The 15,138-nt window shown below is 70.4% G+C and carries 14 protein-coding genes; 5 read left to right on the forward strand and 9 right to left on the reverse strand.

Annotation, left to right across the window (positions count from 1 at the left end; genetic code table 11):
* Positions 1 to 58: 58 nt before the first annotated feature.
* From ACFWBB_RS23210 to ACFWBB_RS23250, 9 genes are all read right to left on the reverse strand, one after another.
* Entirely contained in the window at positions 59 to 820 is a 762-nt protein-coding gene (locus ACFWBB_RS23210; RefSeq protein WP_385275598.1) for an SDR family oxidoreductase, read from the reverse strand.
* Positions 817 to 2,328 (reverse strand): FAD-dependent monooxygenase, encoded by a 1,512-nt coding sequence (locus tag ACFWBB_RS23215; protein ID WP_385275601.1) that lies wholly within the window; start codon positions 2,326 to 2,328, stop codon positions 817 to 819. The genes ACFWBB_RS23210 and ACFWBB_RS23215 overlap by 4 nt, the downstream gene beginning before the upstream one ends.
* A gap of 2 nt (positions 2,329 to 2,330) precedes the next feature.
* Complete coding sequence (locus tag ACFWBB_RS23220; protein ID WP_385275604.1) at positions 2,331 to 3,275, reverse strand: aromatase/cyclase; 945 nt, start codon at positions 3,273 to 3,275, stop codon at positions 2,331 to 2,333.
* Between the two features lie 80 nt (positions 3,276 to 3,355).
* Positions 3,356 to 4,141 carry a 3-oxoacyl-ACP reductase FabG gene (gene fabG, locus ACFWBB_RS23225; protein ID WP_385275607.1) on the reverse strand — a complete coding sequence of 262 codons (786 nt, stop codon included), beginning with the start codon at positions 4,139 to 4,141 and terminating at the stop codon, positions 3,356 to 3,358.
* A 71-nt stretch (positions 4,142 to 4,212) separates the two neighbouring features.
* Positions 4,213 to 4,482 (reverse strand): phosphopantetheine-binding protein, encoded by a 270-nt coding sequence (locus ACFWBB_RS23230; RefSeq protein ID WP_385275610.1) that lies wholly within the window; start codon positions 4,480 to 4,482, stop codon positions 4,213 to 4,215.
* 84 nt (positions 4,483 to 4,566) lie between these two features.
* The gene (locus ACFWBB_RS23235) at positions 4,567 to 5,781 is read right to left on the reverse strand and encodes a ketosynthase chain-length factor (protein ID WP_385275613.1); all 1,215 of its coding nucleotides are present in this window, start codon (positions 5,779 to 5,781) and stop codon (positions 4,567 to 4,569) included.
* Positions 5,782 to 5,813: 32 nt separating this feature from the next.
* Positions 5,814 to 7,115 (reverse strand): beta-ketoacyl-[acyl-carrier-protein] synthase family protein, encoded by a 1,302-nt coding sequence (locus tag ACFWBB_RS23240; protein WP_385275616.1) that lies wholly within the window; start codon positions 7,113 to 7,115, stop codon positions 5,814 to 5,816.
* Positions 7,112 to 7,441 carry a TcmI family type II polyketide cyclase gene (locus tag ACFWBB_RS23245; RefSeq protein ID WP_385275619.1) on the reverse strand — a complete coding sequence of 110 codons (330 nt, stop codon included), beginning with the start codon at positions 7,439 to 7,441 and terminating at the stop codon, positions 7,112 to 7,114. Before ACFWBB_RS23245 ends, ACFWBB_RS23240 begins: the two co-directional genes overlap by 4 nt.
* 80 nt (positions 7,442 to 7,521) lie before the next feature.
* Complete coding sequence (locus ACFWBB_RS23250; protein ID WP_385275622.1) at positions 7,522 to 8,976, reverse strand: FAD-dependent monooxygenase; 1,455 nt, start codon at positions 8,974 to 8,976, stop codon at positions 7,522 to 7,524.
* A gap of 780 nt (positions 8,977 to 9,756) precedes the next feature.
* Between ACFWBB_RS23250 and ACFWBB_RS23255 the strand changes: the two genes are divergently transcribed.
* The 5 genes from ACFWBB_RS23255 to ACFWBB_RS23275 all read left to right on the forward strand — a co-directional run bounded on the left by ACFWBB_RS23255 (position 9,757) and on the right by ACFWBB_RS23275 (position 15,049).
* Positions 9,757 to 10,263, forward strand: coding sequence for a hypothetical protein (locus ACFWBB_RS23255; RefSeq protein ID WP_385275625.1), 507 nt, complete (start codon positions 9,757 to 9,759; stop codon positions 10,261 to 10,263).
* An 86-nt stretch (positions 10,264 to 10,349) separates the two neighbouring features.
* Entirely contained in the window at positions 10,350 to 11,591 is a 1,242-nt protein-coding gene (locus ACFWBB_RS23260; protein WP_385275628.1) for an MAB_1171c family putative transporter, read from the forward strand.
* A gap of 261 nt (positions 11,592 to 11,852) precedes the next feature.
* Positions 11,853 to 12,341 (forward strand): hypothetical protein, encoded by a 489-nt coding sequence (locus tag ACFWBB_RS23265; protein ID WP_385275631.1) that lies wholly within the window; start codon positions 11,853 to 11,855, stop codon positions 12,339 to 12,341.
* A gap of 375 nt (positions 12,342 to 12,716) precedes the next feature.
* Positions 12,717 to 13,496, forward strand: a complete 780-nt coding sequence (gene fabI / locus ACFWBB_RS23270; RefSeq protein ID WP_385275634.1) for an enoyl-ACP reductase FabI — start codon at positions 12,717 to 12,719, stop codon at positions 13,494 to 13,496.
* Between the two features lie 125 nt (positions 13,497 to 13,621).
* Positions 13,622 to 15,049 (forward strand): DHA2 family efflux MFS transporter permease subunit, encoded by a 1,428-nt coding sequence (locus ACFWBB_RS23275; RefSeq protein WP_385275637.1) that lies wholly within the window; start codon positions 13,622 to 13,624, stop codon positions 15,047 to 15,049.
* Positions 15,050 to 15,138: the final 89 nt, after the last annotated feature.

A 15,138-nucleotide genomic window follows, 5' to 3' on the forward strand; every position in this document is an offset into this window, starting at 1 on the left:
CCTCTCGTCGTCGCCGCGCCGGCCGGACCGAACCGGCCGGGCGCCCGGTGTACCGCCGTCAGCCGCCGAGCAGGGTGCCGCCGCTGGCGTCGAGGAAGGAGCCGGTGATCCAGCGGGCGTCGTCGGAGGCCAGGAACGCCACCACGTCGGCGACGTCCTGGGTCTCGCCGACCCGGTTGAACGCCGACAGCGCCGCCATCTGCTCGACCACCTCGGGGATGTCGAAGACCGGGGTGCCGTTGTTCGTGATGCCGGGAGCCACCGAGTTCACGGTGATGCCGCGGCCGGCCAGGTGCTTGGCGAAGTGCAGGCTGAGCTGCTCGATCGCGCCCTTGGTCATGGCGTAGGCGACTTCCTGCGGATTGGCGAAGCGGGTCAGCCCGGAGGAGATGTTGATGATGCGTCCGCCGTCCCGGAGGACTCCCAGCGCGCGCTGCACGATGAAGAACGGAGCCTTGGCGTTGACCGCGACCAGCCGGTCGAAGATCTCCGGGGTCACCTCCTCCGGCGGCACCCCGCCCATCACGCCCGCGTTGTTCACCAGGATGTCGAGCCCACTCGCGCCGTGCTCCCCGAAACCGGCCTCCAGGCCCGCGAAGAGCGCGTCGACGTCGCCGGGCACGCCGAGTTCGGCCTGGACGGAGAAGGCCCGCCCGCCCGCCTCGGCGATACCGGCGACGACCTTCCCGGCCGCTACGTCGTCGCTGTTGTAGTGCACGGCGACCAGCGCGCCGTCGCGCGCCAGGCGCTCTGCGGTCGCCCTGCCGATTCCTCGGCTCGAACCCGTGACGAGGGCGGTCTTGCCGGCGAGCCTGCTCATGAAAGTCCTCCAGAGATGGGGTGTTCGTTGTCGGGCAACCCGAGCCAGCGGTGCAGCGCGGTCTCGGGACTCGTTCCGTCGGAGTCGGTCCAGACGATGTGTCCGTCCGGCCGCACGAGCACGGCACCGGCGTCGGACAGGCCACCGTCGTCCGGTACGGCGGCGGCCACGGTGCGCACCCGGTCCCGCCAGGGCGCGGCCACGGCGGTCAGCCGGTCGGCCCGGGCGCGGTCGCCGGAGAGGTCCAGCAGCAACCCCCGGCCGGTGCGCAGCAGTTGGGTGGTGCTCACGGTCCCGCCCGCACCGCGGTCCAGGACAGTGGGAGGGAGCCGCCGGCCCAGCAGCGGATGTGCGCCGGGGCCGACGTCGTAGCGGATGTCCAGGCCGCTGATGGTGGCCGCCAGATGACGGCGGGCGTCGTCGCCGCGCACCAGTTCGCCGACGACCGCGCGCAGCGGTTCGACCTCTCGGCCGGACAGCAGCAACAGCGCCTGGGCCCGGATCCCGGACAGCACCCGGCGGCCCACCGTGTGGCGTTCGTCGTGGTAGCTGTCCAGCAGCCCCGGCGCCCCCTTGCGGGACACCTGGACGGCCAGTTTCCAGCCCAGATTGACGGCGTCCTGGAGCCCCAGGTTGAGGGCCTGGCCGCCGATCGGCATCTGCGCGTGGGCGGCGTCCCCGCTCAGCAGGACCCGCCCGTCGCGGTAGCGCGCGGCCTGCCGGGACACGTCACCGAAGGCGTTGATCCACAGTGGCGTGCCCCCGCTGACGTCCTCTCCGGTGACCCGCTTCCACACCGTCGCCAGCTCGGCGAATTCGGGGGCCGAGGCGCGGGGCGCGGCGACGCGCCCGAACTCGTGCACCATGATCCGCGTCACGCCGTCGCCACGCCGGGCCGCGATGGCCAGCCCGCCCTCCAGCCGCTCGAACCGGCGGTCGGGGACGTCGATGCCCGCCACGTCCGCCCGGATCAGCTCGCGGACGGCGTCGGTACCGGGGAAGTCCAGGCCCGCCAGAGCGCGCACCGTACTGTGCTCACCGTCGCAGCCGACCACGCACAGGGCGCGGATCCGCACCGGGCCCGCCGGCCCCACGGCCTCGACCTCGGCGAAGTCGTCGGTCACGGTCAGCGCGGTCACCTCGTGCCCCCGCCGGACGTCGGCGCCGAGCCGGTGCGCCCAGGAGCCGAGCAGGGCCTCCGTACGGTCCTGCGGCACCTTCCACTGGCCCGGGTGGCTGCCGGGCAGGGTGAGGTCCAGCGGGATCCCGCCGAAGTGGCCTCGGGTGTCGTTCGGCACCGGGCCCAGCTCGTCGAGCAGGCCTCGGCTGTCGAACAGTTCCATCGTGCGGGCGTGCAGGGTGGAGGCGCGCGACTCCGTGGTGGGCGCGGGCAGCTTCTCCAGGACGATCACGTCCGCGCCGCCCAGCCGCAGTTCCGCGGCGAGCATGAGCCCGACCGGGCCCGCACCGACCACGATCACCTGGGTGCGTTCGTACTCCTCGGTCATGGTCAGGCCCGCTGCTCGGCGTAGTCCTTGGCATGGTTCAGGGTCGCCCGGCTGTTGGTGCTCAGCGCGGAGCGCACGTACTCCCTGGCGTCCGCGACCGTCGCCCCGGCCCCGAGGATCCGCGCGATGTTGTCCGTGTTGAGGACGACCGTGTGCTGCGAGGTGGCGGCGACGCCCCCGTCCTGTTCGGTGAACGTCCACAGGCCGGTGTGCAGGGTCATCAGCGCGGGCAGCGTGACCTGCTTGTAGGCGATCCTCTGGTGCGGGAAGGTCACCCGGTACGACTTGGTGGTGTGCGTCGAACCGTCCTTGGCCCGGGTGTCCATCTCCAGGACCTGCAGACCCGGCGTGTCCTCGGTGAAGCGGACCGACGCCACGTGCGGCAGCCGCTCCACCCACAGGCCGGCCTCGTTGATGAAGTCGTAGGCGTCCTTGCCGGATCCGGCGATGAGCACGGTGTCCTCGAAGGAGAACGTCGACTCATCGGACGCGTGCGCGCGTTCGATGTTCGACTTCAGCGCCGCCAGTTCGGATCGGGAGTTGCGGTCGACGGCCTCGTCGATCCACCGCAGTCCCTCGGGGTCGTCGTTCACCGCCCGGTAGTCGTGCAGCAGCCGCACCCGCGAGGAGGTGCCCGACAGCGGCTCGATGATCCAGGCCCCGCCCATCGCCGCGACCGGCGGGGTGGAGACCTCCTGGCGGAAGGTGATGCGCGACCCGTCCGGGTCCAGGGTGCGGCGTGACGTCCAGTTCTTCGCCTCGCCGTTGGCCGTCGCCCAGATCTCGATGCGTTCCTCGCGCTCACCCCGCTCGACGTGGTCGACGTAGATGGTCGGCGGAAAGATCCGCGGCCAGTTCTCCACCTCGGCGATCAGTCGGTAGACGGCGTCCGCCGGGGCGTCGATCGTGATGTCGTGCTCGACCTCGCGCAGGCCCTTCTGCGACATGTGCTCACTCCTTGCTGGTCGATGCCGGTGGTGTCCCGTGCGATGCCGGGCGTCTCTCGTCCGCTGCCGGCCGGGGAGGATCAGAAGTTGCCGAGCCCGCCGCAGACGTTCAGGGCCTGCGCGGTGATGGAGGCGGCGGTGTCCGTGGCCAGATAGCCGACGAGTCCGGCGACCTCGTCCGGTGTGGAGTAGCGGCCGAGCGGGATCTTGGCCTGGAACTTCTCCAGAATCGCGTCCTCGCTGGTGTCGTAGGCCGCCGCGTATCCCTGCCGGACCCGCTGCGCCATGGGTGTCTCGACATAACCGGGGCAGACCGCGTTGACGGTGATGCCGGTCGGCGCCAGCTCGTTGCCCAGCGCCTTGGTGAAGCCGACCACGCCGTGCTTGGACGCCGAGTAGGGGGCGCCCAGGACCACGCCCTGCTTGCCCGCGGTGGAGGCGATGTTGATGATCCGGCCACGGGACTTCTCCCGCATGCCGCCGGTCGTCAGCACTTCCCGGGTGACCAGGAAGACACTGTTGAGGTTGGTGTCGATGACGTCGAACCACACGTCGTCCGCGATGTCCGCGGTCACTCCGCCGCCGCTGCGGCCGGCGTTGTTGACCAGGACGTCCACCGGGCCGAACCGTTCGACGACCGTGCGCACGAGCGCGCCGATCTCGTCCCGCGACCGCACGTCGCAGGCCGCGCCGTCCGCGGTCAGCCCCTCCTCCCGCAGCTGCTTGACCGTCGAGTCGACCTTCTGCGCGTCCCGCGCGCAGATGAACACCCGGTGCCCGGCCCGGCCCAGGGTCCGCGCGGCCGCCAGACCGATGCCGCTGGTGCCGCCCGTGATCAGAGCGACCCGCTCGCCTTGCTGTGACATGTGCTCCCCTTGTCGTGAATCGGTGGTGATGCGGTCCGGGCCCGGCGGGTCCGTGGCGGTGGCGCCCGCGCTCAGCGCGTGCTGGGGGTCACGAGCTGGTCGTTGACGAGTCGCAGCAGGGTGCGCGGGGTGTCCGTGATGGTCAGCGCGTCGTCGTCGATGCTGACCTCGAACTCGCGCTCGATGCTGCCGCAGGTCTCCAGCAGCGCCAGCGACTCGTAGCCGAGGCTGTCGAAGGCGATGTCGAGGATGTCTCCGTCGAAGTCGACGCCTTCGGGCACGCCCGCGGACGTGTGCAGGATCCGTTTGAGGTCGTCGATGGTGAATGCGTGGGTGCTCATTGGCTGGTCACTCCCTGTCGTGTGGGGTCGTGAGGGGTCGTGAGGGGCGCGCCCGGGCCGGCCGGGGGCGCGCGGTGTCCGCGGTCAGTCGGCCCGCCGGACGACGACCGCCGAGTTGAATCCGCCCTGCCCGCGTGCCACCACGAGCGCGGTGTGCACGTCCGAGGACCGGGGCCGGTCGGTCACCAGGTCCAGTTCGTAACCCTGGTCCGGCGACACGTTCACCGTCGGCGGGATCGTGCGGTCCCGGATGGACAGCAGCGCCGCGACGACGTCGAGGGGCGCCGCTCCGGAGTGCAGCCGGCCGGTCATCGTCTTCGGGGCCGTCACCGGCACCCCACGCGGCCCGAACACCGCGTTCAGGGCCTCCGCCTCCGCCCGGTCGAGTTCCGGTACGGCCGCCGCGTCCGCGAACACCACGTCGATCTCCTCCGGAGCCAACCGGGCGTCGTCCAGGGCGAGTTCGATCGCCCGGCGCAGCCCCGGCGGACGCCCGCTCCCCGGCGCGGGGTCGAACGTCGCCGCATAGCCGGCGAGTTCGCCGTAGACCCGGGCCCCGCGCCGACGGGCCGCCTCGGCGTCCTCCAGGACGAGGATCGCGCCGCCCTCGCCCGGCACGTGACCGCCGGCCGCCGCGTCGAACGGCAGGTAGGCGCGAGCCGGGTCGTCGCAGGTGCTCAGCCGACCGCCCGCCAGCTGGGCGACCCAGCCCCACGAGCAGATCGAGGCGTCCACCCCGCCGGAGACGATGACGCTGGAGCCCTTGCGGATCTGACGCCGCGCCTGGGCGAGGGCGTCCAGACCGCCCGCCTGGTCGCTGACGACGACCCCGCTGGGACCGCGCATGCCGTTCCGGATGGAGATCTGGCCGGTGTTGACCGCGTAGAACCAGGCGAACGACTGGTAGGCGCTGACGTGCGCGCCGCCCTTGCTCCACAGGTTACGGAGCTCGCGTTCGCCGAACTCGAATCCGCCGGACGAGCTCGCGGTGATGACACCCGCGTCGAACTCCGGCAGTTTCTCCGGCTCGATTCCGGCGTCCGCCAGTGCCCAGTCCGCCGCCAGCAGCGCCAGCCGGGTCATACGGTCGGTCTGCGCGATCAGCCGGCTCGGCAGGTGTTCCTCCGCCACGAAGCCCGGCACCTCACCCGCGATCCGGGACGGGTAGCCGTCCGCGGTGAAGCGGGTGACCGGTCCGATGCCGCTGCGGCCCGCGCGGGTCGCGTCCCAGTACTCCTTCGCACCCAGCCCGTTGGGGGCCGTGACGCCCACCCCGGTGATCACCGCTGCCTGTGTCACGCCGTGTTCCTCTCTGCCCTTGCAGTGGGCTGTCAGCCGCGATCGGCCGTGGTCAGGACCATGGCGCTCTGAAATCCGCCGAATCCGCTGCCGACGGTCAGCACCGTGTCGGTGCGCCATTCGCGGGCGGTCAGCGGCACGTAGTCCAGGTCGCACTCGGGGTCCGGGGTGTGCAGATTGGCGGTCGGCGGCACCAGGTCGTTCTCGATGGCGAGCGCCGAGGCCGCGATCTCGATCGAGCCGATCGCGCCCAGCGAGTGGCCGACCATCGACTTGATGGAGCTGACCGGCACACGCCGGGCGTGCTCGCCGAGGCTCCGCTTGAACGCGGCGGTCTCGTGCCGGTCGTTCTGCTTGGTCCCCGAGCCGTGCGCGTTGATGTAGTCGATGTCCTCGGGCCCGAGCCGGGACTCGTGCAGGGCCATCCGGATCGCCTCGGCCATCTCGCGGCCGTCCGGACGCAGCCCGGTCATGTGGAAGGCGTTGCACCGCGAGGCGTATCCCGCGATCTCGGCGTACACCCGCGCGCCGCGCCGGAGGGCGGCCTCCCGTTCCTCCAGGACGAAGACGGCGGAGCCCTCGCCGAGGACGAAACCGTTGCGGGTGCCGTCGAAGGGCCGGGACGCGTGCTCGGGGTCGTCGTTGCGCGACGTGGTCGCCTTGATGGCGTCGAAGCACGCCACGGTGATCGGCGAGATCGGGGCGTCCGTGGCGCCCGCGATCATCACGTCGGCCGAGCCCTCCCGGATCAGGTCCACCGCGTGGCCGACCGCGTCCAGACCGGAGGTGCAGCCGGTGGAGACCACCGTGGTCGGGCCCTCGGCCCCCACCGCCCACGCCACCTCGGTGGCGAAGGAGCTGGGCACGAAGTGGTTGTACAGATGCGGTACGGCGTAGGTGTGGTCCACGGGGTCGAGGCGACCGCCGTCGCTGACCACGTTGTACTCCTGGTCCAGGCTCATGGTGGCGCCGACCGCGCTGCCGATGGTGACGCCGGTGCGGCACGGGTCGAGGTCGGCGGTCTCCAGTCCGCTGTCGGCCAGCGCCTCCCGGGTGGTGACGGTGACGAACTGGGCGGCCCGGTCCATCCGCCTGATCTCCTGAGGAGTCAGTCCGTGCGCCTCGGGGGAGAAGTCGATCTCGGCGGCGACCCGGGAGCGGAACTGCGAGGGGTCGAAGAAGGTGATGCCCCGGGTCGCGGTGCGGCCCTCGCTCAGCAGGCTCCAGAAGTCCTTGACGCCGACTCCTCCCGGTGCCAGAACTCCTATTCCGGTGATGACCACGCGACGCCCCACGGGACCTGACCTCCGTTTCCCACCCCGGCGGGTGCTCATATGGACGCGTTCCAGTGGTAGAACCGGGTGGCCGTCGCGTCGGCCGGCGACCGCCAGGTGGCCGGGTCGTAGGCACCGATGAAGGGCTTGAGGTCGTCGCTGATCCGCACGAAGGCCGGGTGGTCCTTGGCCTCCTGGATGGCGGCGCCGCCGTCGTCGGTGTCGAAGTCCTGGAGATGGAAGTACAGGCCGCGGTAGGAGAAGAGCTGCCGCCGCCGGGTGCCCATCAGGTGGGGCATCTCGGTGGTGTCGAACTCACCGAACAACCGGGCCACGTCGCCGCTCGAGTGGGGTTCCATGCGGGCGACGATCAGGGTGCTGTGCATGACGTGCGTCTCCTTTGCCTGCGCTTCGACTGGGGCGGACAGGTTCCGCCGCGGGGTCGGACGGGTGCCTCGTGCGGGTGTCAGGCGGGACCGAACCAGCGCTCCAGGGCCGCGCCGAGGTCCTGCGGGCCGGAGGCCGTCCAGGCCACGTGGCCGTCCGGGCGCACCAGCACGCCGGTGGTGTCCGCCAGCGGACCGCTCTCGTGCGGAGTGGCCGTGACGACATCGACCCGGTCCGCCCAGGGCCCGGCCGTCTCGCGCAGCGCAGCGTTGTCCGCCAGGTCGAGCAGCACGCCCCGCGCCGGGTGCAGCAGTTGAGTGGTGCTCGTCTTGGTGTCGCCGCCGACAAGTTCCACGTGCGGCAGCCGGCGGCCGAGCAGCGGGTGGTCGCCCTCGCCGACGTCGTAGCGGATCTCCAGGCCGCTCACCATGCGGGCCAGGTGCAGGGTGACGTCCGGGTAGGCGGTCAGCTCACGCAGCACGTCGCGCAGCGGCTGCATCTCCGAGCCGCTCAGGAACAGCAGTCCCTGGGCCCGGGTGTTCATCATCAGCCGCGCTCCGACCGGGTGGCGCTCGCTGTGGTAGGTGTCGAGCAGCGACTGCGGCGCGGTGCCGCGCACCACGGCCGCGAGCTTCCAGCCGAGGTTCACCGAGTCCTGGAGACTGGTGTTCATCCCCTGGCCGCCGGCGGGCAGATGGATGTGGGCGGAGTCGCCGGCCAGCAGCACCCGGCCCTTGCGGTACTCGGTGACCTGCCGGGTGGCGTCCCCGAAGGAGCTGATCCACACCGGCTCCCCGTGGGAGATGTCCTCGCCGGTCAGCCGCTGCCAGGCCGCCGCCACGTCGGCGTACGGGACGGGCGCGGTGCGCTTCTTCGGCGGGGTGCCGCCCTCGCACACGATGAGCCGGGTGATGCCGCCGTCGAGGTGACCGACCATCACCATGCCGCCGGGCAGCGTCTCCCCGATCATGCGCTGACGCAGATCGAGACCACGCACGTCGGCCAGATACATCTCGAGCGTGGCGGCCGTGCCCGGGAAGTCGAAGCCCGCCCGGTTGCGGATGGTGCTCCGCCCGCCGTCGCAGCCGACCAGGTAGGCGCCGCGCAGCCGCTGCGTTCCGGCCGGACCCCGGACCTCCACCTCGACGTGGTCGGGACCCTGGGACAGCGAGAGCACCTCGTGCCCGCGCCGGATGTCCGCGCCCAGCTGGGCGGCCCACTCCTCCAGGACGCCCTCGGTGCGCGACTGGGGGATCGTCTTGTTGGGCAGGTGCGCGCCGTCGAGGACGGACAGGTCCAGCGGGATGCCGCCGAAGTGGCCCTGTGCGCTCGTCTCCAACCCGCCGAAACGGGGCAGCAGCCCCCGCTGGTCGAACACTTCCATCGTGCGGGTGGTGAAGCCCAGTCCGCGGGACTCGCCGGTGGATTCGGGAAGCCGTTCCAGAACCGTCACCTCGACGCCGGCCAGGCGTAACTCGCCCGCCAGCATGAGCCCTGCGGGACCGGCTCCCACAACTATCACCGCGGTGTCCATGAACCCTCCTAGACCGAACCGTTCGGTGTTGCCTTCGGCATCGTGAAACCGTGGATCGTTCAATCTTCGAACCAGGGAGAGACCGGCCCGGACACACCGATTCCGCGGACGAACCCGCATCGAGAAAGCGGTTGTGAATTCCGGGCCGTTTTCGGGGATCGCCGCGATATGCAGGGCGGCGCCGTTAACGATCGGATGTCTTCCCCCGGCCACCTGCGGCAGTCCGTCAGGCGGTGACCCTTAGCTTTGTTGTTCGGTCGACGGAGGGTCAAGGACCTTCCTCTAAGCCAGGATGAAGTTTTCGCTAGCAATAGCCGAGTTCCCCTTACGGTCCCGCATGCCAGACCCGTCCTGTTTTGAGTCATATCTGATGTTTTGCCCGGAAGTGACTCTTCAGCCTCGCGCTGGTCAGGGCTGTCGGCCTGGGCGGCGGACCGTGTCACGTGATCGAGGAAGGCCGGCGCCGCCGAAGCAAGTAGGCGCGCCTGGCGAATTTCAGATGGCCGGTTTCTGGAATTATCTATTGGATCGCATCGAGGATGTTTGGCGGACGCCGGGAGGGTGAATGCCACGCGTATCGTGTTCACCCAGTTGTCGATCAGGCCGTCGTGGTGGATGAAGGCCTGATGCGGGGCATGTGCCCGACTTGGCCCGGTCCGGAAGCGGGTCGACGCATGTTACGGCCATGTAAATGTTTCTGTGCAACTCGGCCTCGCTGGGTTAGAGTTGGCCGAGACCGCCAGATATACCAGCACAGTGGCACCCTGTCTTAGGGGGAACATGAGGAAGCGCAGGTTGCGGCGGCGATGCCGCAATCTCTTACGAGACCTCGAAGTTGGGTATCCGCTCGATGTGCACGACTTATGCAAGCGTTTGGGTGATCGCCGGGACCGCGAAATTCGGTTGATCCCGTACCCGCTCGAGTCGCCCGGGCCATTGGGGGTCTGCGTCGCCACCGAGACCGCCGACGTGATTTTCTATCAGCAGGACACCACGCGTCCGCATCAGGACCACATCATCCTTCACGAGGTCGGCCATATCCTGGTCGGTCATCTTTCGGTACCCGCGGCGGACCCCATGCGCCACGACTCCGACGCCGGTCGCGTGCGTATGCGTACGGTCTACGACTCGGAAGAGGAGCTGGAAGCGGAACTGATCGCCACGATCATTCTGGAACGGTCCGCCATGCGCGGCGTCTGCCAGGGCTTCGACGGCACTGCCGACCCGGAGGACCCCGTGCTCGAACGCATGGGGCAGGCCCTCGGGAACCGGACGTCCTGGCTGTGACCCGCGTGACGCCGGCCGGGCGGATCGACCCGGCCGGCGCGGCGTCGGCCGTGGGCCGTGTCCGCCCTCCCGGTACGGGGTGAGCCGTGCACATCAAGATCTTCATCTGCACCTACATCGACCTCATGGTGGCTCTGTGCGCGGCGAGCAGGGTCCTCCACGCCCGGCGGGTGCCCGACGACCGGCCGCTCAAGGCCATCGCCAGGTGCACCGTCTGTATCGCGTCGGCTCTGGTGCTCTTCCACCCCAGCGTCTACTCCTGGCTGCTGACCACGACCAGAGGCGTCAACGTGCTGGTCACCTGCGTGGTGTGCATGACGGCCGCCTTCTGGCTGCTGCAGTTCTTCCACATGTCGGCCGCGGGGCCGGAAGAGGACCGGTCCCAGACGCTCGCCGTCTCCTGCCTGCTGGTGTTCGTCGCCGCGGCCACCGCGGTGTGGGCAGCCTCGCCCGAAGCCCTGCGCGCCTCTCCCGGCGAGTGGCTGAACCGCAGCCACGGCAGCGCGGCCGTCTTCGTCATGATCGTGTCCGGCTATATCGGCGGTGTCGCCGCCATGGCGATGCGCTGGTCGCTGGTGTACTCCGTCGTCACGATCCGCAGGAACCTGCGCAACGCGCTGCGCATCCTGTCGGTCGCGCTGGTCGCCGAGCTCTTCGCCTGCGTCTTCAAGGTCTGCTCGGTACTGACCCAGCTGATGTTCACCGTGGACCCGGATGTGCAGGGCGTGCTGAACACGATCTGGTACATCACCGCCCTGTTCGGCGTGTGGATGCTGGTCGGCGGGGTCACCCACCCCGTCACCGTCGAACTGGTCGGCCGGGTCTCGGCCGTGATCGCGCGGCGCGCCGTCTTCCGCGAACTTGGCCCGCTGTGGGGGGCGTTGCACGACGCCTATCCCGAACTGGCTCTGCCGCGCACCTCCGAGCCGTGGTGGACCCGGAGTTCGTATGTCTGGCCCTGGCGCGCCCGCGCCTACTACCGGCGGGTGATCGAGATACGGGACGGCCTGGTCCGTCTCACGCCGTACTGCGCCCTCGGTGTCGAGCGGGACGCGCGGGCCGAGGGGGCGGCGCGCGGACTCGCGGGCAGGGAGCTGGACATCCACACGGGTGCCGCGGTGGTGGCCGCGGCGCTGGAGCGCAGGGCCCGTGACATCCCCGCCGGCGAGCGGTGCGCCGTCCCGGACGGCGGCGGCCACGACCTGGATTCGGACGCGCGATGGCTGGTCGATCTGTCCAGGGCGTTGACAATCGTCCAGGCTTCGGACAAGGTCCCTGCGAGCCCGGCCGGTTCGCACACCCGGACTGCCGGGTCCGTACGCGACTGACGCCACCCGCGGACCGACGCGGTCGAACTCACCGCTCCGCAGGGGTGTCGCCGACCGCGTCCCTCCACCGTCCCGCGCTCTTCGGGGCCTGTCCTCGGCGTGCGTCACTGCAACTCGGCCCGGCCCAGTGCCGTCCCTGGAGCCCGTACGGCATCGCCTCCTCGGCCCGGCGGTCAAGCGGGACACGCTGTCTGCCCAGGGTTTTCTCCTGTAAAGTCGGGGGGTGCATTTACATTGGCCGGGTGCGGAGAGGAGCACGCTGTGGCGGGTGGCGACAGTGGGGCCACGAGCTGGCCTCGGCCCGCCGGTGACTTCACCCAGAGCCTGAACGATCTCTTCGCGTCGGTGACGTACGAGGACGGCAACGGCCGCACCCAGGCGTACTCCACCCCGTACGTGGCCCGGAAGATCACCGAGGATCCGTCCCACGACACCACGGTCTCCCGCGTCTACCTCGCGGCGCTGCGCTCCGGGCGCAACGTCAACCCGACGATCGCGGTCGTCAAGGCCATCGCCAAGTTCTTCGACGAGCGCCGGGCGCCGGGCATGCCGCCCATCACGGCCGCCTATCTGCTCGGCGTCGAAGAGGTCGAGGAGCAGGAAGAGCTGGAGCGCAAGCTCACCGACCGTCAGGTGCGCACCATCGCGATGCGGGCGGGGGAGATGACTCCCGCGATGCGCCGTCAGCTCCTCCAGATGCTCGACGCCCTCGACGAGCGGTCCGGCCCCTCCACGACCGGCCGCGGCTGACGTCTGCCGGAACCTCACCCGCGCTCCGGCGCGCGGGCGCTCGAGCGCCCCCGTTCCGCCTTTGCCCCGTGGCGCGTCGCCCCCTGGTGACGGAGTGGTCCTCGTACGAAAAGTCCACGGGGTGTCGGCGAGGTGTCGACGGAGCTTCCTCTGTGCGGAGTTCGGATGCCCTCCCGGTGCACGCGGCCGATCCCTTGCGTTTTCTGGCGCGGGAGCGCGTGGTGTGGCCTTCGCCAGCGAAGGTAAAGTATAGTTTACGTGTGGGCGGGGCGGTGAACGCCGTGCGCCCTCATGAGCAGCAGCCTCACACACCACTACCAGCTGAGCCGTCCTGTCCTGTCGGGACGGCGGATTGGGCATGGGTCACTGAGCACCATGAGTGGAATCCTCGCAGGCAAGCGCATCCTGGTCACCGGCGTCCTGACCGACTTCTCCATCGCCTTCCACGTGGCACGCCTCGCACAGGAGGAGGGGGCCGAGGTGGTCCTGACCGGCTTCGGCCGGCTCGCGGTCGTGGAACGGGCGGCACGGCGACTCCCGAAGCCGGCCCCGATCATCGAACTCGACGTCCAGAACCAGCAGCACCTGGACGACCTCGCCGCCCAGGTCGGCGAACACCTCGGCGAAGGCGTCGGCCTCGACGGAGTCGTGCACTCCATCGGTTTCAGTCCGCAGGACGCCCTCGGCGGCAACTTCCTCAACACCCCCTGGTCCTCGGTGGCGACGGCCGTCGAGATCTCGGCGTTCTCCCTGAAGTCCCTCACGACGGCACTGCTGCCGCTGCTGGAACGGCGCGGTGGTTCCGTGGTCGGTCTGAGCCTGGACTCGCGGGTCACGTGGCCGATGTACGACTGGATGGGCGTGGCCAAGGCCGCTCTCGAATCGACGTCACGCTACCTCGCGCGCGATCTGGCCGATCGGAACATACGCGTGAACCTGGTCTCCGCGGGTCCGATCAAGACGGTCGCCGCACGTTCCATTCCGGGCTTCGCGCACCTGGTCAGGGTGTGGGACGAACGCTCCCCGATGGAGTGGGACATCAACGATCCCGAACCCGCCGCGCGGGGCGTGACCGCCCTGTTGTCCGACTGGTTCCCGAAGACGACCGGCGAGGTCGTCCACGTCGACGGCGGTCTGCACGCGGTCGGCGGTTAGGTCCTGTCCGCGAAGCAGCCCCGTCCGCCCCGCAGGGCAGCGGTACTTCGCGGACACGACCCAGATCCTGCCCGCAGCGTCGGCCGGGCCGTGACCAGCCATCACCGAACCCCCCAAGGAGTGTCATGGAAGACCGACCGCCAGCCCGTCGAGACACCGCGTTATGGACGCTGATCATCGCCAGCGCGGCCGGCTTCATGGCCGCCCTCGACAACCTCGTCGTCACCACCGCGCTGCCCTCCATCCGCGAGGACCTGGGAGGCGGACTGGGCGATCTGGAGTGGACGGTGAGCGCTTACACCCTCACCTTCGCCGTGCTCCTGATGGTGGGTGCCGCCCTCGGCGACCGGTTCGGCCGCCGGCTGCTGTTCACGGTCGGCCTCGGCATCTTCACCGCCGCCTCCGCGGGCGCCGCCCTCGCGCCCGGCATGGAGGCCCTCATCGCGGCGCGGGCCGTCCAGGGACTCGGCGCCGCGATCATGATGCCGCTCACCCTCACCCTGCTGTCCGCCGCCGTACCACCCGAGCGGCGAGGAGCCGCCTTCGGTATCTGGGGTGCCGTCAACGGCCTCGCGGTGGCCGCCGGTCCGCTGATCGGCGGCACGCTCACCGAGCACATCTCCTGGCAGTGGATCTTCTGGATCAACGTGCCGCTGGGAATCGTACTCGTCCCCCTGGGCCTGCTGCGCCTGGAGGAGAGCCGCGGCCCCACCCCACGGCTCGACCTGCCCGGCACCGCACTGGTCAGCGCCGGCCTCTTCGGCATCGTCTACGCGCTGATCCGCGGCAACGGCGACGGCTGGTCCAGCGCGCGCATCCTCACCGGCCTGATCGGCGGCACCGTCCTGCTCGTGGCGTTCGTCCTCTACGAGACACGCGCGGCGAACCCGATGCTGCCCATGCGCCTCTTCCGCAACCGTGCCTTCGCCTCCGTCAACGCCGCCAGCCTCTTCATGTTCGTCGGCATGTTCGGGTCCATCTTCCTGCTCAGCCAGTTCCTGCAGGACGTCGGTGGCTACTCGCCGATGGAGGCCGGTGTGCGCATGCTGCCGTGGACCGCCATGCCGATGATCGCCGCGCCGATCGCCGGCGGGCTCTCCGACCGCTTCGGCGGACAACCGGTCGTGGTCACGGGACTGGTGTTCCAGGCCACCGGGCTCGGGCTCCTCGCCCTGGTCGTCTCTCCCGGCGTGTCCTACCCCGAACTGGTCCCGGCCCTCGTGATCAGCGGCCTGGGTATGGGCTTCTTCTTCGCCCCGACGGCCAACCTGGTCATGAGCAGCGTGCGCGCCGAGGAACAGGGCATCGCCTCCGGCTCCAACAACGCGCTGCGCGAGGTGGGCGGAGCGCTGGGCGTCGCGACCGTGTCGGCGGTCTTCTCCGCGCAGGGCGGCTACGCGTCGGCCCGCCAGTTCGTCGACGGACTCACGCCGGCGTTGTGGGCCGGGACCGCGGCCGTCGTCCTCGCCGCCGTGGCCGCCGCGCTGGTACCGCGGCAGACGGGACGCGCCTCCGAGCGGAGCGCCGAACGTCCGGACCCCGTCACGGCCTGACGGGCACTCGAATCCCTCCGCCCTCCGGACCCGCTCAAGGGGCCCAGGCCCCGGCGTCCGGCGGGCGGTGTACGGGAGCCGGTCGCGCA

The sequence above is a fragment of the Streptomyces sp. NPDC060000 genome, from assembly GCF_042737375.1.
Lineage (GTDB): Bacteria > Actinomycetota > Actinomycetes > Streptomycetales > Streptomycetaceae > Streptomyces.

Bases quoted from the DNA above. Each gene is read 5' to 3' on its own strand.
- ACFWBB_RS23210 (WP_385275598.1), bottom strand. From the start codon at position 820: ATGAGCAGGCTCGCCGGCAAGACCGCCCTCGTCACGGGTTCGAGCCGA.
- ACFWBB_RS23215 (WP_385275601.1), bottom strand. From the start codon at position 2,328: ATGACCGAGGAGTACGAACGCACCCAGGTGATCGTGGTCGGTGCGGGC.
- ACFWBB_RS23220 (WP_385275604.1), bottom strand. From the start codon at position 3,275: ATGTCGCAGAAGGGCCTGCGCGAGGTCGAGCACGACATCACGATCGAC.
- fabG (WP_385275607.1), bottom strand. From the start codon at position 4,141: ATGTCACAGCAAGGCGAGCGGGTCGCTCTGATCACGGGCGGCACCAGC.
- ACFWBB_RS23230 (WP_385275610.1), bottom strand. From the start codon at position 4,482: ATGAGCACCCACGCATTCACCATCGACGACCTCAAACGGATCCTGCAC.
- ACFWBB_RS23240 (WP_385275616.1), bottom strand. From the start codon at position 7,115: ATGAGCACCCGCCGGGGTGGGAAACGGAGGTCAGGTCCCGTGGGGCGT.
- ACFWBB_RS23245 (WP_385275619.1), bottom strand. From the start codon at position 7,441: ATGCACAGCACCCTGATCGTCGCCCGCATGGAACCCCACTCGAGCGGC.
- ACFWBB_RS23250 (WP_385275622.1), bottom strand. From the start codon at position 8,976: ATGGACACCGCGGTGATAGTTGTGGGAGCCGGTCCCGCAGGGCTCATG.
- ACFWBB_RS23255 (WP_385275625.1), top strand. From the start codon at position 9,757: ATGAGGAAGCGCAGGTTGCGGCGGCGATGCCGCAATCTCTTACGAGAC.
- fabI (WP_385275634.1), top strand. From the start codon at position 12,717: ATGAGTGGAATCCTCGCAGGCAAGCGCATCCTGGTCACCGGCGTCCTG.
- ACFWBB_RS23275 (WP_385275637.1), top strand. From the start codon at position 13,622: ATGGAAGACCGACCGCCAGCCCGTCGAGACACCGCGTTATGGACGCTG.